This is a genomic window from Aliiruegeria haliotis (assembly GCF_003003255.1).
GTDB classification, from domain to species: Bacteria; Pseudomonadota; Alphaproteobacteria; order Rhodobacterales; family Rhodobacteraceae; genus Tropicimonas; species Tropicimonas haliotis.
In genome coordinates, this window is sequence record NZ_PVTD01000007.1 from 136,445 (window position 1) to 160,339 (window position 23,895).

Annotated in this window: 16 protein-coding genes and 1 pseudogene; 4 read left to right on the plus strand and 13 right to left on the minus strand. The window is 62.0% G+C overall.

All coding sequences use genetic code 11. The annotated features are described in order from the left end of the window. Positions 1 to 209: 209 nt before the first annotated feature. The 5 genes from CLV78_RS16455 to CLV78_RS24935 form a co-directional block, all read right to left on the minus strand. A complete protein-coding gene (locus CLV78_RS16455; protein ID WP_106206016.1) occupies positions 210 to 509 on the minus strand; it encodes a hypothetical protein in 300 nt (99 codons plus the stop codon). A 69-nt stretch (positions 510 to 578) separates the two neighbouring features. After that, positions 579 to 1,748, minus strand: a complete 1,170-nt coding sequence (locus tag CLV78_RS16460) for an aminotransferase class V-fold PLP-dependent enzyme (protein ID WP_106206018.1) — start codon at positions 1,746 to 1,748, stop codon at positions 579 to 581. Between the two features lie 40 nt (positions 1,749 to 1,788). Further along, a complete protein-coding gene (locus tag CLV78_RS16465; protein WP_106206020.1) occupies positions 1,789 to 2,391 on the minus strand; it encodes a GNAT family N-acetyltransferase in 603 nt (200 codons plus the stop codon). A 73-nt stretch (positions 2,392 to 2,464) separates the two neighbouring features. Continuing rightward, positions 2,465 to 3,862: a hypothetical protein gene (locus CLV78_RS16470; RefSeq protein ID WP_211301017.1), complete on the minus strand. Its 1,398-nt coding sequence runs from the start codon at positions 3,860 to 3,862 to the stop codon at positions 2,465 to 2,467. A gap of 48 nt (positions 3,863 to 3,910) precedes the next feature. Beyond that, positions 3,911 to 4,279: a DUF1127 domain-containing protein gene (locus CLV78_RS24935; protein WP_106206022.1), complete on the minus strand. Its 369-nt coding sequence runs from the start codon at positions 4,277 to 4,279 to the stop codon at positions 3,911 to 3,913. Here CLV78_RS24935 and CLV78_RS16480 point away from each other — a divergent pair. Then, on the plus strand, positions 4,206 to 5,219 hold the full coding sequence (locus tag CLV78_RS16480) for a GlxA family transcriptional regulator (RefSeq protein WP_106206193.1): 1,014 nt from the start codon (positions 4,206 to 4,208) through the stop codon (positions 5,217 to 5,219). The genes CLV78_RS24935 and CLV78_RS16480 overlap by 74 nt on opposite strands. A 301-nt stretch (positions 5,220 to 5,520) precedes the next feature. Here the strand turns inward: CLV78_RS16480 and CLV78_RS16485 are convergent, their stop codons facing one another. The 5 genes from CLV78_RS16485 to CLV78_RS16500 form a co-directional block, all read right to left on the minus strand. Beyond that, positions 5,521 to 6,018, minus strand: coding sequence for a GNAT family N-acetyltransferase (locus CLV78_RS16485; protein WP_106206024.1), 498 nt, complete (start codon positions 6,016 to 6,018; stop codon positions 5,521 to 5,523). 633 nt (positions 6,019 to 6,651) lie between these two features. After that, complete coding sequence (locus tag CLV78_RS16490) at positions 6,652 to 7,233, minus strand: hypothetical protein (RefSeq protein ID WP_106206026.1); 582 nt, start codon at positions 7,231 to 7,233, stop codon at positions 6,652 to 6,654. Between the two features lie 68 nt (positions 7,234 to 7,301). Beyond that, positions 7,302 to 7,466 (minus strand): hypothetical protein, encoded by a 165-nt coding sequence (locus CLV78_RS23965; protein ID WP_158263574.1) that lies wholly within the window; start codon positions 7,464 to 7,466, stop codon positions 7,302 to 7,304. Beyond that, complete coding sequence (locus tag CLV78_RS16495; RefSeq protein WP_106206028.1) at positions 7,466 to 9,022, minus strand: cytochrome-c peroxidase; 1,557 nt, start codon at positions 9,020 to 9,022, stop codon at positions 7,466 to 7,468. Before CLV78_RS16495 ends, CLV78_RS23965 begins: the two co-directional genes overlap by 1 nt. Before the next feature lie 62 nt (positions 9,023 to 9,084). Beyond that, positions 9,085 to 10,038 carry a homocysteine S-methyltransferase family protein gene (locus CLV78_RS16500; RefSeq protein ID WP_106206030.1) on the minus strand — a complete coding sequence of 318 codons (954 nt, stop codon included), beginning with the start codon at positions 10,036 to 10,038 and terminating at the stop codon, positions 9,085 to 9,087. A 127-nt stretch (positions 10,039 to 10,165) separates the two neighbouring features. On the opposite strand from CLV78_RS16500, the gene CLV78_RS16505 reads away from it, so the two are divergent. The 3 genes and pseudogenes from CLV78_RS16505 (at position 10,166) to CLV78_RS23675 (ending at position 15,543) form a co-directional block, all read left to right on the plus strand. Continuing rightward, a complete protein-coding gene (locus CLV78_RS16505) occupies positions 10,166 to 14,452 on the plus strand; it encodes an AAA family ATPase (RefSeq protein WP_106206032.1) in 4,287 nt (1,428 codons plus the stop codon). A gap of 113 nt (positions 14,453 to 14,565) precedes the next feature. Then, positions 14,566 to 15,070 (plus strand): annotated as a pseudogene (locus CLV78_RS16510) (transposase); the annotation flags it as partial. Positions 15,071 to 15,309: 239 nt separating this feature from the next. Next, a complete protein-coding gene (locus CLV78_RS23675; protein WP_146136709.1) occupies positions 15,310 to 15,543 on the plus strand; it encodes a hypothetical protein in 234 nt (77 codons plus the stop codon). On the opposite strand, the gene CLV78_RS16515 is transcribed toward CLV78_RS23675, so the two are convergent. The 3 genes from CLV78_RS16515 to CLV78_RS16525 form a co-directional block, all read right to left on the minus strand. Next, positions 15,524 to 17,362, minus strand: coding sequence for an amidohydrolase (locus CLV78_RS16515; RefSeq protein ID WP_106206034.1), 1,839 nt, complete (start codon positions 17,360 to 17,362; stop codon positions 15,524 to 15,526). The two genes, CLV78_RS23675 and CLV78_RS16515, sit on opposite strands and share 20 nt — an antisense overlap. A 1,006-nt stretch (positions 17,363 to 18,368) precedes the next feature. Next, positions 18,369 to 21,608, minus strand: coding sequence for an efflux RND transporter permease subunit (locus CLV78_RS16520; RefSeq protein ID WP_106206036.1), 3,240 nt, complete (start codon positions 21,606 to 21,608; stop codon positions 18,369 to 18,371). A gap of 4 nt (positions 21,609 to 21,612) precedes the next feature. Continuing rightward, on the minus strand, positions 21,613 to 22,893 hold the full coding sequence (locus CLV78_RS16525; RefSeq protein ID WP_106206038.1) for an efflux RND transporter periplasmic adaptor subunit: 1,281 nt from the start codon (positions 22,891 to 22,893) through the stop codon (positions 21,613 to 21,615). Positions 22,894 to 23,895: the final 1,002 nt, after the last annotated feature.

A 23,895-nucleotide genomic window follows, 5' to 3' on the forward strand; every position in this document is an offset into this window, starting at 1 on the left:
CGCGCGAGACCACGTTACGCGCCGTCTCCTGCTTGTTTGTGGTTGCCATTCGCTCGTCGTTTGGCGCCATCTCCGCGAACTGAGGAATCCTCCCCGCCAACGGAAACAGTAGGTCGCGGGACGTCCCTGCACCGAAGGCTCCCTCAATCACAAGGGCATGGTCGCGGTTTTGATTTCCCGTTACGGTCCTGGCGTCGACGTCTCGGATCTCACCCAATCGATACGATCGAGCTTTCGCCGCGCCCCCGGTTGCGAGTGTAGCGCATCCTGTTCCCGCAGATCTCGATGATCTCGCAATCCGTTGAAAGATCGTCATTGTTCAGGCGCGCTTCCCTGCAAAAGCAAGTGTCGCGCCAAACCCATTTCCCGGTCAGGCATCGCCCTTCCACCATACCGGAGATCCGTCCGTCCGAATGGAGGATGAACTCCATGCCGTCACCTTTCAGGCACTTGTCTCCAATCGCCTCGACGAACGCATTGCGTGTTTTGATCCTTGTCCAGACGGTCATGGTGTCCCTCGGAAAAAATCGGGTTCGCGCGACCGCCATTCAGACGTGCCACGACCCGTTAAAACCCCACTACAACTTCGCAACAGCTTCGGCGAACCGTACGATCTCCTCATCGGTGTTGAAATAGTGGACCGAGGCGCGGGCAAGCGCGTCGAGCCCGCGCGCACCGAGGTCGAGGCGCGCATTGGGCAGCTTCGAGACAGAGATGTTGATCTCCTGAGTTCTCAAGCGGTCCGCAATGGCGGCCGCCTTCAGGCCATCCTTGCGGAAGGTCACCAGCCCGCATCGCGTTTCTCCCTGATCGTGGACCATGACTCCGTCAATCGTGGTGAGCTCGTTGCGCAGACGGGTTGCAAGGCCTGCGACCCGCGCCTCGATCTCCGGCAGGCCAATCTGGCGGGCATAGCGAACGGCGGCCGCAAGCCCGACACGGCCTGCGACATTGGACTCCCATGTCTCGAAGCGGCGTGCACCCGCGGCCAGCTCATAGCTGTCCGGTCCCGTCCAGGTGGCCGCGTGCAAGTCGATGAAAGGCGGATCAATCCGGTCCAGAACCGCCTTCCGCACGTAGAGGAAACCGGTACCGCGCGGACCTCGCAGGTACTTGCGGCCTGTGCCGGAAAGAATGTCACAGCCGATCTTATGCACGTCCACGTCGACTTGACCGACCGACTGGCAGGCGTCGAGCAGGTAGAGTATCCCGCGCCGTCTTGCCACCTCCCCAACTGCCGCCGCCGGGTTGACCAGTCCGCCCTGCGTCGGAACGTGGGTGATCGCGATCAACTGCGTGCGCGGGGTGATCATGTCTTCCAGCGCGGCAACGGCGATCTGGCCCGATGGGTCCGAAGGGGCCACGTCAATATGGAACCCGCAACGGCCGGCCTGGTGCAGCAGGGCAAGATAGTTGGACGCGTATTCCGAGCCGTGGGTGATCACCCGGTCGCCAGGCTTCAGGTCGAGCCCATAGAATGCCATGTCCCACGCGCGGGTGGCGTTTTCCACAAAGGCGATCTCGGTCGGGTCGGCGTGCAGCAGCGCGGCAAATTCGGTGTAGAAGGCGGCAAGATCGTCAGCGGCGCGGCGTTCAGCCTCGTAGCCGCCGAAGGTCCGCTCGTCCTCAAGAACCCGTTGCATTGCCTGCCAGACCGGTTCGGGCATGAGCGAAGCGCCGGCATTGTCGAAATGCAGAACATCCTTGCACGCCGGTGTATCGGCTCGCAGACTGTCGATATCGACCATCTCTTGCTCCTTTCGAAGTACCTCGTCCGAACCTGGTGGGCTATACCCCGACCTCCCTGAACATCAGCACCCAATCCCTTCCGTGCAACGGCAAATCGCCCTTGACGATAGGTGCCCGGGCAACCTCACGGAATCCCAAACGGGTATAGAGCCGTTGGGCCGGATTGGCATCGCGCACGATCAGGCTGAGCCGGGTAAAACCCTCATACGCCGCCCGCTCCCCGACCTCGGCGATCAGGGCGGTTGCCGCTCCCTGCCCCCGCGCCTCCGGATAGGTCGCCAGCAGGTTGATGTTCCACGTCGACACGGCCTGTTGTTCGAGCGCGACCAAGGGACGGAAGACTGCCGGTATGTCGAAACCGAAGTCCGAAACGTCTTCTGGCTCCAACGGAAAGGAGACAATGGCCGCGATTACACCCGACCGGCCGAAGGCAACTTCCGCGTTGTGATAGGAAAAGCCTTTTCTTCGCTTCGCAGCACGCCGGGCGCCGGCATCGAGCACCGTCTCGCCCGGCCCGCGCATAGCCTCCCAGGTGATGCCAGTGAGGCCGTCACTTGCGATCAGCGCAAGTCTGGCTATGTCCGCCGCCTCGGAGGTCGAGGCCGGGCAGATCGTGAACTGGTTCCTGACCTGCATGAGCATGGAACGTCTCCCGATCGGGTCAATTGAGGATTACGGAGTTCCCCGGGCCGCAATAGGGCCCGGGGTATCGGGGTCACCCCCAGTTACGCGCATTCTCGGCATGGGTCCGCAGATAGGCGCCCTTGTCGAAATGCGTGTCGTAGAAGCCGGTGTCGAGCTTGTGTGCCTGCAAGTACATCAGGGTGAAGATCGCCGGCACCGTCGCCGGGAAACGCCCGAACGTCTCGTGGATGTAGTCCGCCATCGCCACCACGCAGTCGATCGCCTCTGGCCCGAACGGAGCAGCATTGGCCCGCACCATCTCGGACTTCTTGTACGGGCCACCGGTGCCACCGCTGAACGGGCCGCCGGTTCCGAACTTGCGTTCGACCACCGACATCACGGCGGCACGCATGTCGGGGAAGTGCGGCGGCACATGGCCCTCGAAATGCCCCTCCAGTCCTGTGACATGCGGCAGGATCGCGCCTTCGGGCATGTCAAACCGGAAGCCAAGGCCGGGCACGTCCGGGTCACCGCTGGCACCAAGGACACTGAACGGATTGATCCCTTCGTACATCCAGCCGCCCAGCCCGAGTGCCTGAAGCATCAGCGCACCAGCATAACACGAGGTTGACGTCTCAACGGTGACTTCGGTGATCGCCAGTTGCTCGACATAGGACAGCGGAAAAGGGTTCTCGACATCGATGATGGCGCTGTATTTTTCCATCGTCGGAATGGGCCGTCCGTTCACGTCATCGAACAGGCAGGCACCGTTCTGCACCAGGTAGCACAGCACAAGGATCATGTGTTGCGCCAGATCGGCGACCGGAATGATCAGCGTGCTGCCGGGCACGTTGGCGCACCATTCGTTGTGCATCTCCATGTGCTGCGGCACCCGCGGCGTGTTCATCCGGCCCTCGCCAAGCTTCACGATCCGTGCCCTGTGCGCGTCGAGATATGCGGCAAGGTCGATGTCCGCGCCCGGCGCGGTGACAGGCACCATGTCCCGCGTCGGCATCATGTAGGTGCCAGTGTCGTCGGTGAAAAAGATCTCAGAAGTGTGGAAGCCGGCCGCGGACGGAAAAGTCCGGCCACCCGCTGATCCTGCATAGTTGGGGATCTTCGGAGCATAGAACCGGTTGTGCGGGATCAGGTTGGACCAGCCCGTGTTGCCAGCGACCGTGGTCAGAAGCAGCATCTGTTCGGTGTCGGTCAACGGTTCCGGCGGCTCGGTTGAGCTATGAGCCAGTGGACCGTCAGGGATGGTCGCTCCCTTGGCAAAGCGACGCGACCGGCGGCCATGGATCGCTTCGATCAGCGGAAATTCTGCGGCCTCAACGAGGCCCTTCGGGAAGGCCGGAACCTTGTCGAGCATGATACGTCCCTTTCGTTTTGCGTCATTCGCGACGGCCGGAAGGCCGGTCGCATTCAACACCGCTCCGGCCCCGATCAGCGAGGCGCCGAGCAGTTTGCGGCGTGAGGTTTCAAACATTGCAGAGGTCTCCTTGAAGTCGGAGGAACCCGTCCTCCGGCGATGTCGCTAGCAGCGGTGATTGGGAACGTGTCGCCGCTGCGCATACGGGATGTCCCCTCGCGTCAGCCCTATATCGCGCAGAAGGTGGTCATCGAGATGCTGCACTTTTGCGATCGATGCGCGCCGAGTGCGTCGGGCGGCGGCGTCGCTGTGCCAGTGTCGGATATGTCGGATCATCATGGAGTCCTTTCCTGAGTTTCGCCCGTCGGGGCGTCGTTTCTGGAAAGGGTGTGCCATGGAGAGAGCGAACAGCGTTAGAATCAGAATTGACAAAATCGGGCCAAATATGCCAATTGACGTCATGCCCATTTCACAGAACGCCCGCAAACTGTCGGTCGGTCTCCTGGCCGTGCCGGAATCCTCGGCGGCGGTCATCTACGGGCTGCACGAGGTATTTTCCTGCGTCGGCACTGTCTGGCAGACCTTGACCGGGGACCGCGTTGCTAGCCGTAGAATGAATCCACGCGTCATCGGCGTGACGACCGATCCCATTCGCACGACTCTTCGAGTTCCGCTGGTGCCCGAGGGAACCTTTGCCGATCGCGCCCAGATGGACGTGGTGATCGTGCCGGACTTGTTCCTGGAGCCCGACCCCGTTCTGACAGACCGGTGGTCGGAAGCGGCGGCCTGGCTGACGGCCCAGCGCCGCCAAGGGGCGATCATCTGTTCTGTCTGCACCGGCTCGCTGTTGCTTGCGCAGGCCGGCGTTCTGGATGGGCGCGAGGCGACGACACATTGGAGTGTCTGCGGACTTTTCAAGACGCATTTCCCGGAGGTCGACCTCAAGGCGGAACGCGTGCTTGTGCCCTCCGGCAAGGAGCATGACATCGTCACCGCTGGTGGATCCGCTTCTTGGACCGACCTGTCGCTCTACCTGATCGCACGATATTGCGGCGAGGATGAGGCCCGGCGGATTGCCAAGATCTTCTTGTTCGGGGATCGCAGCCAGGGGCAGCTGCCTTTCGCAGCCATGGTCCGTCCAAGGCAGCATGAGGACGCGACGATCGCCGTGTGTCAGCAGTGGATCGCCGAGCACTACGAGACGGCCAACCCTGTCGCCGAGATGACCGCCCGCTCGGGCCTGACCGAGCGAACATTCAAGCGGCGGTTTCGCACGGCGACGGGCTACACGCCGATCGACTATGTCCAGTCACTGCGCGTTGAGGAAGCCAAACACCTGCTGGAAACCACCGACACCTCCGTCGACGACGTTTCCGAACAGGTCGGCTACGAGGACAGCGGTTCCTTCCGTCGCCTTTTCAAACGACAGGTCGGAATCCCGCCACAACAATACCGGCAGAGATACAGGGCTTGAGTGCCGATTTCTCGAAGTACTGAAACGATTGGTCGGTACGTAAATGCGAACCATTGGATTTCTCGGTGCACACGAACCAATGGCTGTGGTCGCGCCGCAGGCCGCGATGCAGGTTATTTCCGGCGATCACCGGTCGAGGCAATCCGCGACAGTACCAACATCGATCGCCCATCCGGCGGCCTCAGACTTAGATTTCCCAGTTCGCTGCGGCGCGAACGAGGCCGCCCTTCCAGGTGCATGTCGGAAGTCCGAGGCGGCGTTGTGCGATCCCGACGACTGCATGTCCCTGACATGACCCACATCAGGGCAGCCGCAGACGCCCCATCACGATCGCGTCGTTAAATCCTGTGGCTGATCGGGCGTAGCGCCTTAGCGTGCCCTCCTCCTCGAAACCGAAGGCTTCATATACACGCTGGGCCGTCGCGTTGGCCGACCACACCTTGAGTTCCAGTCGTTCCAGCCCAAGCTGGGAATCCGCCAGATCGATCACGCCGGCGATGAGTGCACGCGCCACACCTTGCCGCTGCATGTCTTCCCGCGTGGCAACCAGGTTGATTTCGCCATAATGCGCCCATCGCGGGTTCTCCGGGTGCGTGATCAGCTCTGCAAATCCCACGATCTCCTCTGTACGAAGCGCCACAAGTTGATAGCGCCCGGGCTGTGCAACGAGACGGTCGCGCGTTGTCGCCAGCGGCATGTAGGTCAGCCGCATGGTGCCCTCCGCCACATGGGGCGAAATCAGGATCGCATGAACCTGCGGTGCGTCTTCGGGTTCGGCATGTCGTAGTGTGATAGTCATCTCGATGGCTCCAGTTGCGCCGGACACCGGCGGCAATCGCCGTCCCGCCGCTTTGCTTGTCCGCAGTGACCGATTTCAGGTTCCGACCAATGCTGGTCCCCCAAAAAACCGCACGCAGAATGCTCGAACAGGAATACTGTGGATCGCTCAAGGCGGTCGGCGTCGGCCGCTACGAAGCCGCGGTACATTGTGGTTGCACTGTCGGGCAGACTGGGAGCGATCCCGGGCGTCAGCCTCTGTTCCCGGTCCCATTGGAGGCCGAGGCAATTTCGGATCGCAGTTTCTGCGGCAGCGAGTAGAGACCTCAGCCCCAACAAATCGAGCCGGTGCACCGCGGTAACGTGATTGAACGGAGGCATCGCATTGAACCCTTTGGATCGATTGCCGTGTGCCAAAGGCGGCATGTCAGGCATATCAGAGTTCCAGCATGGGCAGCAGGCCAGATTTGGCAGATGAACCTCATGTCGGACTCGCCCTGGTTGCCAGCCTTGGTCGCGGCTTTCGCGCTCAAGGTGTCGCTGGTGCTTTGCCTCGGTAGTTCGGTTGCGGGGCGGGGTTGCTCGAAACCCGGGCATCGATCTGATCCTGGTCGGGTTGATCCTGCCCGCCGGAGCAACCGGCGGGCCATCTTTGCTACTTGGGCGACGGCGCGTCGCCGAGGATGTGCAAGCTGGCATGGTCTTCGTTCACAACGATCCGGAAGGTCGCGTTCACGGCAAAAAACTCGCTGAACCCCAGCAGGGTCTGGCCGACAACGCCGTCCTGACCGGCCAGGTCGCCGCTGGCGCCGGTGATGGGGCGCGGGTTTTCCACGCCCACATCGGCCAGTTCGGTTCCCTGGGTCACGATCGTGTTCCCGTCGCCGAAATCAAAGATCTGACGGCTGACCAGCCAGACGCCGCGCTCGGTATTGCCACCTTCGCCTACGAACCAGCCATCGCAGGTCCAGGTGCCAAGCACCTTGTCGGGAAAGACAGGGCTGCCATCCTCGCGCGCACCGGCAACGTTTCCGGCCAGGGTTCCGGCGGGATAAATGTACCCCTGGGTTACGAACGGGTTGCCGTGGGCGGGCATGCCATTGTCATGAACCGGCGCCGGGGCAAAGACAAAGCGGGTGTGATCCTCGGCCACGTCAAAGGCCATAGGCGTATCCGCGGCGGCGGCGAGTGCGTTGGTTGCAATCAACGCGGCGGCGAGTGAAGTTGTTTTGAACATGGTGTTTCCTTTCGTGGAGTTTTTTTTTGGGGGGGGGAGGCAGGCATCGGGCGCCTGCGGTTTTCCTGTTAGCCGTCCGTGCAGTCTGGGACGCCGGTATCGGCCTGGAGGATCACCGAATCCGGCTGCTCCGGAGCGGGGACCGAGACCTCTCCGTCACTGGCGGCGGCGCCTGCGTGAAGTGGCAGGCTCACTGCGACCAGAACGGCGACAATCGGTGGGGCAATACGCATCAATTTGTCCTTTCCTTGTGCATTGACGGAGTTGGCGCGCGGTCCTCGGAACGCGCAGGGTGTACCGGCAGCCCGGACAGGACCGTCGTCGGGATCAGGTGAGACCGGTCAACAGCCGTTGGATCGGTCAGCGAGTTCAGGAAGCCCAGCAGGTCGTCGATCTCGCTCTCGGTGAGGACGACCGGGGCCAGGATGTTGGCCTTCGCGATGCGTTCACGCAGATGCCTGTTCGATTGAACATATGCGTCCCGCCGGTCGAAGCCTTCACGCCGTTCGGGCGCGAGTGGCTTGAAGTGCAGCGTCCAGTTGCGGCCGCGCGCTTCGATCAGGTCGTCGAGGGTCGGCAGTCTCTCCGGCCCGAGCCGGTAGACATTCAGGCTCCGGACGCTGTCCATGTGATGCCGCACGACGCCTTCAAGCGTATCGAAACTGCCCGCATGGCCCCAGGGGCCTGTCAGGGCGACATTGCGCAGCGAGGGCGTGCGGAAGGCGAAGAGATCCGCCTCGTTCCCGGTCACGTTGTAGCGGCCCTCATCCTCCAGCCGTGCCCGGAAATTCGCCACTTTCCAGTAGGTCAAGTCATTGCCGTGCCCCTTGCCCGGCCCGATCTGTGGCATGGCAATGGCGTGAAACCGGTGATCGGTGAGCAATGGGCCAACGTGGCAGGCACTGCACCCGGCCACGCCATAGAACAGGCTCGCCCCGCGCTGCGCCGTCTCGGGAAGGGCGGACAGATCGCCCGTCGCCAGGCCAGCATCGAAGGGGCTGCTGTCGGACTTGAATGCTTGCGTTTGAAAGGCCGCGAGGGCAGTGGCGGCATGGGCATAGGTGATCGGGTTGCCTTCGCGGATATCCGCGAAGGCCGCCGAGAAAGCGTCGACATAATCCGGGATCCCGGTCAGCCGCCTTGCAATTAACTCCCATGCGGTCGGCCAGTCGTGATCCGCCACGGCATCGGCCACCAGGTTTTCGCCCTTTTGGCCGGCCATCTCAACGGAAGACACCACCGGAAAGAACGCCTGGGCGGACAGCACATTGTCCAGCCCCTGTGGCAGGCGGTCATGGGCGGGGCTACGGAAACCGCCCGGCTTGCTGTCATCCACCTCGACCCGGCCGTCATGGAACAAGGACACATAGGCCCGCGCGCCGATATTGTAGAGCGGCTGGGCATTGCGCGGAACGCGACCGGTGACGGCATCGGCAGTGCGCCGGGCATGCCCTGCCCCCGTGCCACCCTCGCCGATGCCGAGCGCCAGCCCGTCGCCGGTTCCGTCAGCAGGGTGATGGCAGGTCCCGCAGGAGATATTTCGATTGCCGGACAGGATGGGGTCGAAGAACAACGACTGCCCAAGAAAAACCAGAGCCGGGTCGGGAGCCGCATCATGGAGGAAATCGCTGTCCTGCAATGGGGGCGGCAAGGCCACGCCCGCCGGCGACCCCAAGGACAGGTCCGCGAAACCGGGCCCTGATGCGCGCGGATCGTCGGCACGCGCCGAGACGGCCAGCGCAACCAGAACTGCGCCTGCTGCCGCGGGAATGGCGCAACGAAGTAACATGGTGTTTCCTTTCCACCGGGCTTTCGGGGGGGGGGGGCGGTCCGAGCCGCCCCCAGTGGCTGTCAGCTTGTGAAATGGCCGGCGATATTTTCGATGTGGCGGTGATCGGTGCCGCAACAGCCGCCCATGACCTTCAGGTTCGGCAGGATCGCGGCGAGGTCGACATGGTGATGCCCGAACTCCACCGGATCGCCAGCATCGAGGTTTTCGGCTTCGTCCAACTCTGCATGGCTCATGCGGGAGGCATTGGCGCGCACACCGCCGATCCGTTCGAGCCAGGCAGCATCGCGCTGAAGGGCGTCGTCGAAATGGCTGGGATGGGCGCAGTTGATCATGAAATAGATCGGCCCCTCATCCGTGGCTGCATCCACCTCCTCGACAAAGTCACCGATATCCTGGCCGGTGGGCAGCCGCCCGTCCGTCTCGGTCGTGAAGGCGACCACGACAGGCACGCGAGCCGTCTGTGCGGCCCGCACGATCCCGATGGCCTCGGCGGCATAGGTCATGGTCAAGGCGGTGATCATCTCCACCCCGGCGGCGGCAAGGCTTTCGACCTGCGGGCGGTGATAGGCCTCGGCCTCCTCGGCGCTCATTTCGGTGCCGACGACATAACCGTCACCGCGCGGACCGATGCAGCCGCTGACGACGATGGGCGCCTCTGCGGGCCCGGCCTCGCTGCGGATCTCCTTCAGGAATGCCACGGCGCGGGTATTGATCCGGGCCAGCGCTTCGGAGTCGAAGCCCAGCAACGCACCCCAATCGGCGCTGGCACGCCATGTTGGAGTTTCGAGGATGAAGCCAAGCCCATGCATCATTGCCACCCCGAGATGACGGCGGAAGTAGCGGCGCAGGACGGCGGTGCCTTCGCGACTCTCGAAGAGGGTAAAGGCGGCGAAATAGGGCAGGTCCAGCTTGTCGTGGAAGATCAGCGTGGTTTCGACGCCGCCATCCATCAGGAAAGTGGCGTCGGCCTCATGCGGAAGCCGCAATGTTGCAGTTTGAGGATGATCCTTCATGATGATCGCGCTCCAATTGATGTCGATGGACCGCTTTTGCCGGAGACCGCATGTTCCCGCTTGAAGATCACCTCCTGTTTTTCTCCGTTTTTTCTCCGGACGAACGGGCGGTGCGGGACGCCGTGCGATGATTTACCGCTTCGGAGATTTCCGTCTGGACACAGTCACGCAGGAATTGTCCGGCGCGGACGGGCCGATTGCCGTCGAGCCGCAGGTCTTTGCCATGCTCGTGTTTCTCATCGAGAACCGTTCGCAGGTGGTCTCCAAGGATGATCTGGTCGATGCCATTTGGGACGGACGGATCGTTTCGGACGCCACCATCTCCTCGCGGATGAACCTTGCCCGTCAGGCAGTGGGCGACAGCGGGCGGGCGCAGGCGGTCATTCGCACCTTTCCCAAGCGCGGTTTCCGCTTCGTTGCCGAAATCCTTCAGGACCCGGAGGCGATGCCCCCGGCGAGCCACGCCCCGCTGCCCCCACAGGAAACCGGCGCCTCGCTCCTCGTGCTTCCTTTCAACGATTTCTCCGCCGACGGGCCGGGGCCGCTTGCAAGGGGGCTGACCGAGGACCTGATCGTGGCGCTGTCGCGATACCGCGAACTCCGGGTGATTTCGATCAACTCCGCCCTCGTCCTTGGCGAGAACGCGTCCTTGCTGGAGAACCCGCTTGCGCAGGTGTGGGCGACCTATCTCGTTTCAGGCTCCGTCCGGCAGGCAGGCGACAGCCTGCGCGTCACAGTGCAGCTTTCTGAGAAAGCCAGCGGGGCCACGATCTGGGCCGAAGCTTTCGACCGTCTGGCCACAGACTTGTTCCGAATCCAGGACGAGATCGTAACCTCCATTGCCGGACAACTGCCCTGGCGTCTGCTCGACAGGGCCAGCCGTGACGCCGCCAGTTCCACGCCGGAGCCTCGGCTCTCCTCCCACCAGGCATTTCTGCGGGCCAGTTGGGATCTTTCCCGCGCCGATATCACCCGCAAGATTGCCGAGTTCCAGAAGATCGTTGATGACGATCCCAAACATGCCTTGGCGCAAGCGCTCCTCGGGTTCCTGATCGCCTATAGTGTCTTCGAAACCGGGCAGCAAACCGCTCAGGATCGTGCCCGCTCGCTGGACCACGCTCGCGAAGCCCTGGCACTTGGCCCTGACAATGAGCGCGTGCTGTCTCACGCGGCCATGACCTTCCTGTTTGCCGGTGAGTTCACCCGCGCGCGCCGCTACAGTGACCAGGCCATATCGATCAATCCCAACTCCACTGATTGCACCCATCTACATGCCACGATCCTTGGGGCGACCGGCGATGCGGAAGCGGCGCTGGAATGTCACCGACGCACCATGGAGCTGGACCCGCTCTTCCCGGAGGCACATTTCGAAGGGATGATCGAGGCGCATTTCCTGCTTGGCCGCTACGGAGATGCTCTTGACCTCTACGACCGCTTCTCCGAGCCGCCAAGCCATGTCCACCTCCATGCCGCACTCTGCCACGCGCTTTCCGGGAATGACGGGATGGCGGCGCAACTCACAGAGCGGTTCCTGACGCAAGCTCCTCCGGGGTTTTCCTGCCCCGTGTTTGTCGAAGCCGTGATGCGCTATCACGCCCGGGCTGAGGACCGGGATCACTGGCGGCGCGGATATCTCGCCCTGGACCTCCCGGGAGTTTCGGAGGGCAAGATTCCATCGGCGAACGCACCTACCCCCGCCGAGCCTGCGCGCGAACGGCGCGCAATCACACTGGTGGCCATTTTGCCTCCCGATCTCCCCAGAGATCCCGAGGCGTTCGAGGCACTGGCCATGCCGCTGCGCGCGCGCATTGCCGATCTTGCCGACGACCATGGCGGATTGCTCATGGCGTCATCCGGCCCCACGTCGCTCTGTGTGTTTGGTGCAGGATCTCCCATCGAACACCACACCAATGATGCTCTTTCCTTTGCCGGCGCGCTGCTTTCGGAGCCCGGTATGGATTCCCTGAAGATCGGCGTTGTTCGCGGTGACGCGATTTTCCAGAGAGACACGCTGTTTGCTGCCACCGACCACCGGGTCGTTGCACATCTCGCTGCCGGGGCGGTGGAACTTGCGCAGCAAGGGGCACAGGGTAGCATTGCATTCGATCTGCCCGTTGAGGAGGCGATGAGACCGACCTTGGATGACGGCGATCACAGCGCCGTGCCATTTGTGGCCCGCGAAACCGAACTGGCACAGCTCTTGGCCGAGCTTCGCACCGGAGGGCGTTTTGTCGGCATCGTTGGCGAGGCCGGAATTGGAAAAACTGCATTGATTCAGGCGGCGCTGGCTTCAAATGCGGCGCAGCGCTTCACTGTTCTGACGATCGACACCCGCGAGCGCAGCAAAGGCACCGCTTTCGAGCCGCTGCGCCGCCTGTTCATGAGCTGGCGGTCGGAGGGCGCCGTTCCGGGCGAACTGGCACCCACATTGCGCCATTTCGTTGATCAGCGGAACAACGACCCGACGTGGCGCGCCCTATCTCCGACTGAACGGCGCCGGAGCGTGGGAGCTCTGTTTCGCCACACGATCGACTTCTACGCCCGAAAGGGGCCATTGGTCTTGGTGCTGGAAGATCTCCATTGGATCGACCCGGAAACAGAGGCGTTGATCGGGCAGGTCATCGACGACCTGCCAGGCTCCGAGATTTCTGTGTTGGCCACGTATCGGCCTGACTATGAGAACGCCTGGGCGGGCCGCAGTTTCTTTCGCCAGATATCGCTTGGCCCGCTCGACGACGACGCCTCTCGCCAACTTCTGCACGCCCTTCTTGAGCCGTGTGGAGATGACGTGGGCGCAATAGAGGCTTTGATCTCGCGAACAGCAGGCATTCCGCTTTTCCTTGTGGAGTCGGCCCGGCATGCCGATGCCGCCGACATGGCCTCCGACCCGCCGGCGGTCCCGCCAACCGTCCGGGACATCCTTTCCGCCCGCATTCAACAGATCCCCACCGCAGCCCGGCGGAGCTTGCAATGCGCTGCCATACTGGGCACCAACTTCTCCGAAAGTCTGCTGACCAAACTTGCGGATCAAAAGGAGGAGGTCTGCGAAGAGCATCTCGCCGAGTTGCGTGCGCGGGAAATCGTCCGCCGCAACCACAACACTGCCCAGGCTGAACACCGGTTTCAACACGCGCTGCTGTACGAGGCGGCATATGCTTCCATGCTCCGCAAGGACCGGCAGGCTCTCCACCGCCGCGCACTCGATTTGCTATCCGATACCACGGACACTTCAGGCGACACCACGCCCGACCGCGCACATCATGCATTGCAGGCACAGGAGTGGCGGATTGCAGGCAATCTCTATCGGCAGGCCGGGGACAGTTTTGCCGAACTCTCCGCCTATTCCTCGGCACGAGACGCCTATACACTCGCCATCGGGGCCCTGCGAAATCTGCCCCGTGCAACTGACGTCCAGCATGAAATTGTCGACCTGCATATCCGCCTGCGCCCGGTGCTTGTTCCACTTGGTGAATACCAGGCCACGGTCGGCCATTTGGAAAAGGCAGAGCAGATCGTGCGCCAGCTTGACGATCCGTGTCTCACCGCCGCCACCCTGATCGGCAAGAGCTACCTCTTCAGCACACATGGCCGATTGGCAGCCGCAATCGCATCCGGGGAACAAGCGGTACAGGCTGCTCCGGTCGGCTCACAACAGGCGCAGGAAGCACGGCTTGCTCTCGGGCAAGCCCTCTCCATGGCGGGCGATTGGTCCCGTGCCATTGCTACAATGGAACCCACCCTGCCCTTCTGGGACGAACACCCGGATGGGCGCTTCGGCCAGACCGGCACCCGAGCGGTCTGGTGCCACGGGCATATTGCCCGCTGCCACAGGATCCACGGCAGTGTCAAACCGGCCCGGCAACATGCCGAACGTTGCCTTGAATTGGCAGAGAAAAGCCGGCGGCCTTTCGACATGATATTCGCCCGCCACCGGTTGGCCGAGGCCATACTGCTGACCGATACCGGTGACGAAGCTTTCGCATTGCTCAACAGCGCGCTTGAACTCGCCGAAGCAATCGAAGCGCCGATCCTTGAATGCTGGGTCGTGGCTGATTTCGCTCCACTTCTGATCGCGCAGGGCCAAACAGATCGCGCCGAGAAACTGTTGGCCACTCAGCGCGAAGCGGCGGAAAACCTGGAGTTGGCTCAATTTCACGCGTGGATTGTCGCCGGTCAGGCACGGCTACGTTTGGAGGCCGGTCATCTACAGCAAGCGGAAACTCTTGCGGAGGAAGCCCTTTCCGCTGCACGCAACCTCGGGGATAACTTCTTGCAAGCTGTGCTGCTGAGGGAGGTGTCGGCCAGAATCTCAGACGCACCGCACCGACTTGAGCTGGCCCTCGACATTGCCAGCAAATATGGGTTTCTAGGGGTCTCCGATCTTTGCCGTAGAGCGTTGGCCAGCCTGACCTGAAGCAAGAACCGGCCCGTGGCCTGATGCTGAACGCGCCGAGGGAACAGCACCGTCCTGTTGCAGACGTCCTCTGAGCGTTTCATTTCGTGAATCCAGTGTGGTAGCCGGAATGTATGAGCAGACCCACACCCCAATCTACAGGACCAGGAACCGGTCGGCTCACAAAGAAGCGTTCAAGCGCCGGGGCTCGCTGACGATCTGGTTCGATCCCGATCAGAGCCGGGATGCCGTGCCGACGGGCAGGCGTGGCAGCCAGCAGACCTACAGCGATACTGTCATTCAAAGCTGATTGACGATAAGGGTGCTCGCTCCGGCAGACGACCGGGTTCGTCGAGAGCCTGTTGCGGCAGGTTGGCCCTGACTGGACGGTGCGCGATTTGAGCACGCCGACTCGCCGCCAAAAGACACTTGCAGTGAACATCCCGTAGCGCGCCACCAAGGGACCATCGTACCTGCTGCCCCCCTCTCGGGCATTGCTGCGCAATACCCTGCCGGGCAGCGAACACCACGGGAATCAGGGTAGAGGGTGAAGGCGAAAGGCATGCTCAAAAGCACGGCGGTCCCAAACGGCACGTCTGGCGCAAGATCCATCTCGGGATTGATGAGAGAACATTGGAGGACCACTTCACTGGGTGAAAACCACGTCCCAAGTCCAATTCAACTCTCTGATATTGCTGTTCAATTCGGGTTGTAGGTGATGTTTTCGACTGCCGCCTTCAGGGTGTAGGCCGACAGTAGTAAAACAAAATGCAATGGCTTCAGCGACTTTTGCGGTGTGTATTGGAAGTCACAGCGTTTTTGCTCCGACATTGCAGGATACTGACCGGCTTGCGGAGGCAAACGGACAGAAACGGAGTATGTCGCTCAAGGTGGCATTGATCTGTTTCGGCAGCGAAGCCCCTCCGGTCGAACACACATTGGTGGCGGCTGATCCCAGTTTCGCAGGCAATGCGCGAGACGACACAACTGGTTTGAGCATCGCTCCTTGGTGCTGGAATGGACGCTCGTACTCACATGTCGCCAGTGACGTCGAGAATGCTTCAACGCTTCCCGGCGGCGCATGGTTCACCTTCAACGAAACCGAAGGGTGAGTTGCTGAAGCCATGGTTTTTCCACACCTGTCGCCTGATACATCGCGTGAAGAAAACGGTGAGCCGTCGCAGGGTCGCTCATGAACGGAGAGGTTCTGATTTCGCCCTTCTCCGTCTTTTCGACCGCCTCGTAGATGACTTCGTTTTCCTTGATGGTCGCCAGCACCCGGATTTCGTCCAGCGTCTCGGGGTCGATGGCCGTGGGGTCTTCGGAGAGCAGCACGAAATCCGCGAGCTTGCCTGCCTCGATCGAGCCTTTGTCCTCCTCCTCAAAATGTTGATAGGCCGGCCAGATTGTCAGCGCCTTCAGGGCGGTCATCACATCCACCCGCTGGTGCGGGCCAAGGATGTCGCCCGACCGCGTGCGGCGGGTCACGGTTGCATCGAGGATGCGCATGCTGTCTGGGAACGCGACCGGCGCATCATGGTGCGAGCCGAAGATCATGTCCCGTTCGACCAGCCAGCCGGTAGGTGAAATGTTCTCGGCGTTGACCGGGCCGACTGTATGATCGCGATGCCAGTCCCCCCAGTAAAAAGTATGCATCGGAAAGACCGACATGAAGACACCCAGCCTCTTATAGGCGTCTACCTGATCCTCCCGCAGGAACTGCCCGTGGACCAGCACGGGCCGGTTGCCCGGGTCGCCATACTCATCCTGCGCAGCTTCAAGCGCCGCGATCAACATGTCCGACGCGCCTTCGCCATTGGCATGCGTGATGATCTGGATGCCATTCTCGTAGCACCAGTTCACGGCTTCCTGCACCTGATCCATGGTCACAGCCGCATAGCCTGAGTACCCTGCCGGATAGTTCCCGACCGGGTCGTAATAGGGACGGTCACGCAGCGCGGTGAAGCCTTGCGGGGACCCGTCGATCGTCAGCTTGCAGCCGCCGACGCGAACGCCGTTGTCATAGTCCTTGGAAACGTTCTCGCCGATGTAGTCCTTCGCTTCGAGTACGTCCGGATACGCCACGACATCGATGGGAATGCGCCCTTCGCTCGCCATGGCTTTGAGGGTTTCGACATTCGCCCCGGTGGACCTGCCATCCTGCCCGGTGGTGTAGCCGAAACTCGCCCACAGCTCCGACCCGGCGACAGCAAACTCCGCGAAGGCTTCCGGCCCCAGCTGTGTCAGCAAGGGGACAAGCGCCCCGAAGAACGCATATTCTTCGAGAACCCCGTTCGGTTCGCCGTCGGAGCCGCGCCGGATCACCCCACCTGCCGGATCTTGGGTCGACGCATCGAAACCAACGACTTCGAGCGCTTTGGAATTTGCCACGCCGAGATGCCCGGACTGGTGAACAATGATGACAGGCAGGTCGCGCGAGACGGCGTCAAGGTCTTCGCGGGTTGGGTGGCGCTGTTCCGCAAGTTGAGCGTTGTCGTAACCGAAGCCGATCACCACACCGGCCTTTTCCACCGCTTCGCTATGTTTGCTGGTCCAGTCACGCAAGGTCTGCTGCAAGCTGGCAATGTCGCGGACGTCGCCGTCCGGCGGCGCAAGAAGATTTGCAGACAGGGCTTGCAAGCCCCCAAAAACCACGTGCCCGTGACTGTCGACGAAGCCCGGAACCATCGTCCGACCGTCGAGATCAAAGACGTCTGTCGCATCGCCCTGATGCGCCATCAGGTCCGCTAGTTGGCCAACGGCAAGGATCCTTCCGTCTTTAACGGCGACAGCCTCCGCGCTCGGCTCTGCGTCGTTGATGGTGAGGATCGGGCCGCCAGTATAGATGGTGTCAGCGATCTCCTCAGCGCATGCCGATCCAACCGAAAGGGCGAAGCTCGTTAGACAGGCAATTCCGAACCTTTTTCGCATCTGAGAGATACTCCATGTAAACTAAGAAAGCTGATCTATCGGGGTCTATCTATGGCGGCCCGTCAACAATCCTCGATTGCAAGACGCAGCCAGTCAAGTTTGCTCGGAGATAGCGACAAGCAGTTCTGGGGTCTTGGCCATGGAGGGACAAGAGGCTCGCTCGGTCAATTGGCCGCTTCCAACGTCCGTAGCGGTCTCCAACTCAGTAAAGAAATTGCTCGGCAACCTGCGTGGATTGCGATGCCTTCGCAAATGTGCCCCTCTTCCGCTGTACTTCCGCAAGGCGCCTTCGACCCAAACTGGACTGTCGCAGCTCAGCTTCGGGCGTTATCAAGCCAACCCGAGCTCGCCTCCAGAAGGGCAGGATGACTGCCTCTTATGTAGCACTGAGTCGATCTCACTCCGCGAGAGAGGTTGTGCGGATCTTGCTGCAAAGGGCTGTTGATGACAGGTGTTGCTCTAAAATGGGATGGTTTTGGGCAGCAACAGGAACGACGGCAAACAACTGAACATGTCGCATTCTCGAGGACCCTGCATCGTCCATTCGCGTCGTCGAAATGGAAGGTGACACTTCTCGATCCTGTTGTTCTGTCACCGATCCGCTTTCTACTGATAGCGGGTATAACTCGTTGCCAAGCGGATCGTGGCCAGCAGTCGGGCACAACCGCTTTTCTCGACGGCTTGGTACTGCATCGTACTGCAGGTAAGGCCTTTCACGTTGCGGGTTCGCCGCTCTTAGGTTGCGAGTTTCTGGCACATGCGAATGGCGGCCCGACGTAGCGGCTTCACCGCCAATCCCGTTGTTCCAGGGTTTTCGGGCTTTCCTTGATGATCAGATTGTTTAGCCAAGCGTTCGCTTCCTCAAACCTGCGCAAATGCGACCTACCCACCCCATCAAGCCGAAGCCACCTAGTATTGCTGGTGGCGGCGCTCACACCAACCGAGCGACAGCACGTCCTGAAAGCAGCACCAGCCCTCACCTTAAGATCGATCTATCGCAGCAGCTTCAGGTCGTCGTCGTCCGAACACTGTTTCCGAGCCATCTTGCATTCCCCGGTTGTGGTCCGGTCGTTGGCTCAGTTTCGGGGGGCAGTTGCTCCATGTCAGCTTTGGGCCGCATGTGCGAGCCTAGAGCTAGGCGCAGCAATGGCGGCACTGTCAGCAGCGTCAGGAAGGCGGACATGGACAGCCCTCCGACAACAACCGCGCCCAAGCCGCGGTAGAGCTCCGATCCAGCGCCAGGAAACACCACAAGCGGCAGCATTCCGAACACCGATGTCAGCGTCGACATGAAGATCGGGCGGATCCGGTTCCGGGTTGCTTCTTCAATGGCGTCGGACGGCGACATGCCTTCGTTTCGCAGGTGGTAGAGCGACTGGTGAACGATGAGGATCGCATTGTTCACGACGATGCCGACGAGGATCACAAAACCGAGCAGGGTCAGCATGTCGAGCGGTTGCGATCCGATGGTGTTCAGAACGGCCAATCCGCCGACACCGCCGGCCGCGGCCACCGGAACCGAGATCAGCACGACCAGCGGCAGCACAAAGCTCTCGAACAGGATCGCCATCACCAGGAAGACAATTACCAGGGCAACCGCGAGATTGATCTGGATGGCGTTCCAGGTCTGGGACAGCTGGTCCGCCGTTCCGGACACCGACAGTCGTACCCCGGGGGGCAGGCCGCGATCCTGCAGGGGGGCGATCACCTCCTGTTCGAGCAACTCGACGGCAGCTTCCAGAGGCAGGGCATCCGACGGGCGCACCTCCAGAGTGACTGTCCTGAGCCGCTCAAGGTGACGGATCTCGGTCGGACCGGCGGTCACCCGGACCTCTGCCAGGCCGCCAGCAGGCACGATCTGTCCGGAAGCGGTGACGACGGGAAGCGACGCGATGTCCTGGGTGCGTAGTGCGCTCTGAACCGTTGCATCGCCTTTCAGCGTCAGATCCAGCCGGCGATTTCCGACATTGATCTCGGCGACCCGGATGCCGTCGTTGTAGGCATCGACCGTGGCCGCGAAATCCTGTGTCGTAAGCCCGGCATCGGCAAGGCGAACCCGATCCGGGATCAACCGAACTTCGGGAGCTCCCAGTTCCAGACCCGGGATCGGACGGAACTGGTGCCCTTCAGAACGTGGCAGAAGCCCGGCGATGACGCCCGCAGCCTGTCCGGCGACACCGAGGATGTCCTCAAGCTCGTTGCCGGAAATGTTCAGTTCGATCGTGCGCCCACCGCCGACGCCGCGCCCGAAGAGCGACGGCTGGGTCATGAACCCGAAGGTGCCCGGCTCGGAGAAAATCGGGCGCGACAGGACCGGAATGACCTCGGCGACGCGCGCGCCATCCACCGTCGCCGCACCAACGAAACTGTTGCCGGGCGTCGCCACAAAGAAGAAGCTTTGCAGGGCGGGCGTGCCATCTGCGGTTTCGGTCGCCGGCGCGGCTTCCCACATCGGGCGGGCGACTTCCTCGATCCGTTCCGCAATCGTCTCCGTTGTCGCGAGGTTGTAGCCCGGCGGCGGGATCAGGAGACCGAACACCAGGTTTCGGTTGCCCTCCGGAAGGTACTCCAGTTTCGGAAGAAACGCCCACGCGGCAAAGGCGGCCCCGGTGCCGATCAGTATGACAAAAGTAAGCCCGATCGCGCGCACGCGCACCGTCAGGCGCACGTATTGCATCACAAGCCAGCTGAATCCTGCGGCAAGGTGGTCGACCCCCGGAACGCGACGGCTGCTTGCGCTGCTGCCTTGGAGCAGCCTGCTGGACAGGGCTGGCACGACCGTGACCGCCACCAGAAGCGACAGGATCACCGACACGGAGATGGCCACCGCGATGTCGCGGAATAGCTGGCCGGCCTCCAGTTGCATGACAAGGATCGGGATGAACACCATCACCGTGGTCAGAGCCGAGACCAGCACCGCACCCCAGACCTGCCTCGCGCCTTCGTACGCGGCCTGCCGACGGCTCATGCCCTTTTCCATCAGGCGGTAGATGTTTTCGAGCACGACGATGGCCGCATCGACGATCATGCCCACGGCAAAGGCGATACCTGCGAGCGAGATCACATTCAGCGTCCGGCCGGTGGCCGCCATCGCCACGAAGGTGGCAACGATGGAGACGGGAATGGCGAGGCTCACAACCAGCGTTGCCCGCGGCGAACGGAGGAAGATCAGGAGTACCGTGGCGGCCAGCAGCCCGCCGATCCAGATATTCTGGACCACGAGGTCGATAGCACCTTCGATATAGACTGTTTCGTCGTAGACCTGCTCCAGCGTCAATCCGGCCGCCGCCACCGGCCCGGCCTCCAGTTCGTCGAGCACGCGCTTGACCTCTTCCATCGTCGCAATAACGTTGGCGCCCTGTTCGCGCACGAGGTTGAAAGCCATGGCGGGTTCGCCGCGGAACCTCAGCTGCGCGTTGCTGTCCTTGTAGGCGAATTCCACATCGGCCACATCCATGACGCGCACGCGGCCAAGCGTGTTGCTGGCCCCTTGCGTCTCGCTCCGCAGAACCACGTTCTCAACGGCTGCGATCGTGTCGAGCCTGCCGTCCGCGCGCACCAGATAGCGGCGCTTGCCTTCCTCCACATCTCCCGCCGATACGCTGACATTCTCCGCCCGCAGGCTGTTCAGAACAGCCGGGATCGTCATGCCATAGCGCGCAAGCTCATCGGGATGGATCACGACCTGAAGTTCGCGTGCCACGCCGCCGAAGACATTCACGGTCGAGATACCGTCAATACGCTCCAGCCTCTCCTTGACCTCGTCCTCGACGAAATCACCGTATTCCGAGATCGGGCGGGCGGTGTCGTCCTTCGCGCGGACAATCACCCATGCAATCGGGCTGTCGTCCGAGCCCGACGTGTTCAACGTGGGTTCATTGGCCTCGTTGGGATACCCGCCCACGCGATCGAGCCTGTTCGACACGAGGAGCAGCACGTTGGCCATGTCGGACCCGACGGCAAACTCAAGAGTGACTTCGGCGTCACCCTGACGGGCGCGGCTGGTCATGCGCTCCAAGCCTTCGAGGCCGCGGAAGGCATCCTCCTGCGGGTTCACGATCTCGCGTTCGACCTCGGCCGGCGCTGCGCCGGGCCAGCTGGTTTCGACAACGACGATCGGCTTTCGGACGTCGGGGGCGAGCTGCACCGGAATACGTGTCAACGCCAGGGCCCCAAAAAGCACGGCCATCACCACGACCGCCAGCACAGCGATGGGGCGTTCAATCGCGAAGCGGATCGGGTCCATGGTATCAGCCCCGTCCACGCACGGTGCCTGGTACGGCGGCGGCCTCGTCGGAGACGTTCGGGGCGGTCGCAGACGCCGGGCCCAAGCTGCCCTCGTCCTCGCCGCGCTGCGTAGAGCGAGGATCCCCTGCCTCCGCAGGGCTGCGGGTCGTGGCGGGTTGGTCCTCAACGCCATCCTGGGGGCCGCCATTGAGCGGCACGATCGATTGGCCGGGGCGCAAGCGCTCGTTTCCCCGAACCACGACTTTGTCCCCGGCCTGCAGGCCCGACAACACCTCGAAACCGCCGCCGATGGCCTCTCCGATCTCAAGGGTGCGGGGCATGGCAGTTCCGTCGTCATTGACGAAGACGCTCCACCCGTCGCGAGATTGCACCAGCGCGTCTTTCGGAACGACCAGCACATCCCGAGGGGCACTTACCGGAACGTTCAGCGTGACCGTTTGCCCGACCGCGACACTGCCGATGGCGTCAGACAACTCGAACAAGACGGGCCGGGTGTGAGTGGCGGCGAACTCGGTCGGAAGAATTGCCCGAAGTGTCAGCCCCAGTGCTACGCCTGTGCCGGTTTCTCCTTCAACCGACACCTCCGGACGCAGCGCGTCAATGAGTTCCGCAGGAACATTGGCCTGTACTTCCAGCTGACCGACATCGAGTAGCGTCGCAATCTGGCTGCCCGCCGACACGTACTGGCCAACCTCTGTCGAGACCTCCAGCACCACACCATCGAAGGGTGCCGCGACCGATGCATTGCGGAAGTTGTACTGTGCGCGTGTCATGGCATTGCGGGCCGACGCAATTCGCGCTTCCGCCTCCCGCCGCAGGCCACGTGCCTCGGCCAATGCCGAGACACGGTCTTCGAGAGTTGCGTCAGAGATGTTCGCACTCGCCCGAAGGTTTTCGGCGCGGGCGAACGCCTTGACAGCGCGATCCAACCTCGCATTCGCGACTTGCAATCCAGCCTCGGCGATCATGAGTTCGGTCTGAGCGCGATCGGCCTCGATCTGGAGGAGTTCGGTATCCAATTGCGCAAGCAGGTCGCCACTTTTCACCCGGCTGCCAACGCGGACGGGGATCTCCACCGCGATCCCCGGGACGCGGGCGGCGACAGCGCTTTCCCGCTCGGCAATCACCTGTCCAAAAACTCGGGAAGTCTCCAACATTTGTTGGACCGAAACTACATCGGTCTGCACATCGGCAGGACGCCCTTGGGCCCGTGCGGCAGAGGGTTCCACGATTGCCAATGATACAAGCGCCCCAACAGCACCGATCTGAACGCAGAATCGCATTTTGCTTCCTCGAAGTAAAACCGCACTATTCTAGATACGCCGCGTAGGCTCTATTGGATCTCAACTGATGGCGCACATACGGCAAAGGTCCGAGGTTTCGGGTCGCGAAGTTGCCGTTCGAGCCGTGATGTCAGACAGAATCAAACGTCTCTAGGCAAGGACAGTTGGTCTGCCCTTTATGCTCCGCGAAGACCTCGCCACCCGGATAGCGCGGAGGCTCGGTTCTGCACATGGCCCAGCGCAGGCTGAGCGCTCAGGGCAAACCGACCCTCAATATCTCGCACCGACAGGACGAAGTGAACAACTGTTCGATTGCGTTCCTTTTTTCGAGGGTGCTCGGGTTACCTCGGCGGCTGCGGGGACCGAAGTCTCCGTCGAAGCCATGGACACGGCGATGATCTGTGAGATCTCGGATCGTTTTCCGAAGAGCCACGACGTCCGCGGCGACATGTTGGCGGATACACGGACTGAGGACCGCCAATTTTGTGCTGAGCGTGAGCGTCAACCTGCACGCTGGAGAGGGCTTCGATCCGGGTGGAGAGCTGGGTTCGGGCGGCGCCGAAATAGCCCGTGCACCCTTCGGAGTGGACCGTCAGCTCTCCGGAACAGTTTAGGTCGCCGGCCTGGAGTTACGACTGCGCTCTCCAACTGATGCGCAGGCCGCTAACATCGCCCTGGAGCCAAAGAACCGCAAGTTCGACAGATTGCTGTTCAATTTCCGCGACCAGCCGCGGGCGACGACAAACGGACCGTGTACATGCCTGCCCGGTGACATCGGCACCGCAACCGCAACTAATTGAGGCGCCGCCGTGCGCCTGTGAGGATTGGTGGCAGGCGCCGGGCTGGAACAGGGACGGATTGGTATGCGGCGGGCTGCTGCGAGAGATCGGCGTCTTTGCGGCGTTGCCAAAGCTCAAACGATTGAGAGCAAGGGCTCCAAATAGATCGACAAACTTGATGACGCACCTCCATCCCAAGATGTTCAGTGAACGGCAGCAATAG

Excerpts from the sequence above, each read along its gene's own strand:
- CLV78_RS16455 (WP_106206016.1), bottom strand. The coding sequence starts at position 509 with ATGACCGTCTGGACAAGGATCAAAACACGCAATGCGTTCGTCGAGGCG.
- CLV78_RS16460 (WP_106206018.1), bottom strand. The coding sequence starts at position 1,748 with ATGGTCGATATCGACAGTCTGCGAGCCGATACACCGGCGTGCAAGGAT.
- CLV78_RS16465 (WP_106206020.1), bottom strand. The coding sequence starts at position 2,391 with ATGCTCATGCAGGTCAGGAACCAGTTCACGATCTGCCCGGCCTCGACC.
- CLV78_RS16470 (WP_211301017.1), bottom strand. The coding sequence starts at position 3,862 with ATGTTTGAAACCTCACGCCGCAAACTGCTCGGCGCCTCGCTGATCGGG.
- CLV78_RS16480 (WP_106206193.1), top strand. The coding sequence starts at position 4,206 with ATGCCCATTTCACAGAACGCCCGCAAACTGTCGGTCGGTCTCCTGGCC.
- CLV78_RS24935 (WP_106206022.1), bottom strand. The coding sequence starts at position 4,279 with ATGACCGCCGCCGAGGATTCCGGCACGGCCAGGAGACCGACCGACAGT.
- CLV78_RS16485 (WP_106206024.1), bottom strand. The coding sequence starts at position 6,018 with ATGACTATCACACTACGACATGCCGAACCCGAAGACGCACCGCAGGTT.
- CLV78_RS16490 (WP_106206026.1), bottom strand. The coding sequence starts at position 7,233 with ATGTTCAAAACAACTTCACTCGCCGCCGCGTTGATTGCAACCAACGCA.
- CLV78_RS23965 (WP_158263574.1), bottom strand. The coding sequence starts at position 7,466 with ATGCGTATTGCCCCACCGATTGTCGCCGTTCTGGTCGCAGTGAGCCTG.
- CLV78_RS16495 (WP_106206028.1), bottom strand. The coding sequence starts at position 9,022 with ATGTTACTTCGTTGCGCCATTCCCGCGGCAGCAGGCGCAGTTCTGGTT.
- CLV78_RS16500 (WP_106206030.1), bottom strand. The coding sequence starts at position 10,038 with ATGAAGGATCATCCTCAAACTGCAACATTGCGGCTTCCGCATGAGGCC.
- CLV78_RS16505 (WP_106206032.1), top strand. The coding sequence starts at position 10,166 with ATGATTTACCGCTTCGGAGATTTCCGTCTGGACACAGTCACGCAGGAA.
- CLV78_RS23675 (WP_146136709.1), top strand. The coding sequence starts at position 15,310 with ATGTCGCTCAAGGTGGCATTGATCTGTTTCGGCAGCGAAGCCCCTCCG.
- CLV78_RS16515 (WP_106206034.1), bottom strand. The coding sequence starts at position 17,362 with ATGCGAAAAAGGTTCGGAATTGCCTGTCTAACGAGCTTCGCCCTTTCG.
- CLV78_RS16520 (WP_106206036.1), bottom strand. The coding sequence starts at position 21,608 with ATGGACCCGATCCGCTTCGCGATTGAACGCCCCATCGCTGTGCTGGCG.
- CLV78_RS16525 (WP_106206038.1), bottom strand. The coding sequence starts at position 22,893 with ATGCGATTCTGCGTTCAGATCGGTGCTGTTGGGGCGCTTGTATCATTG.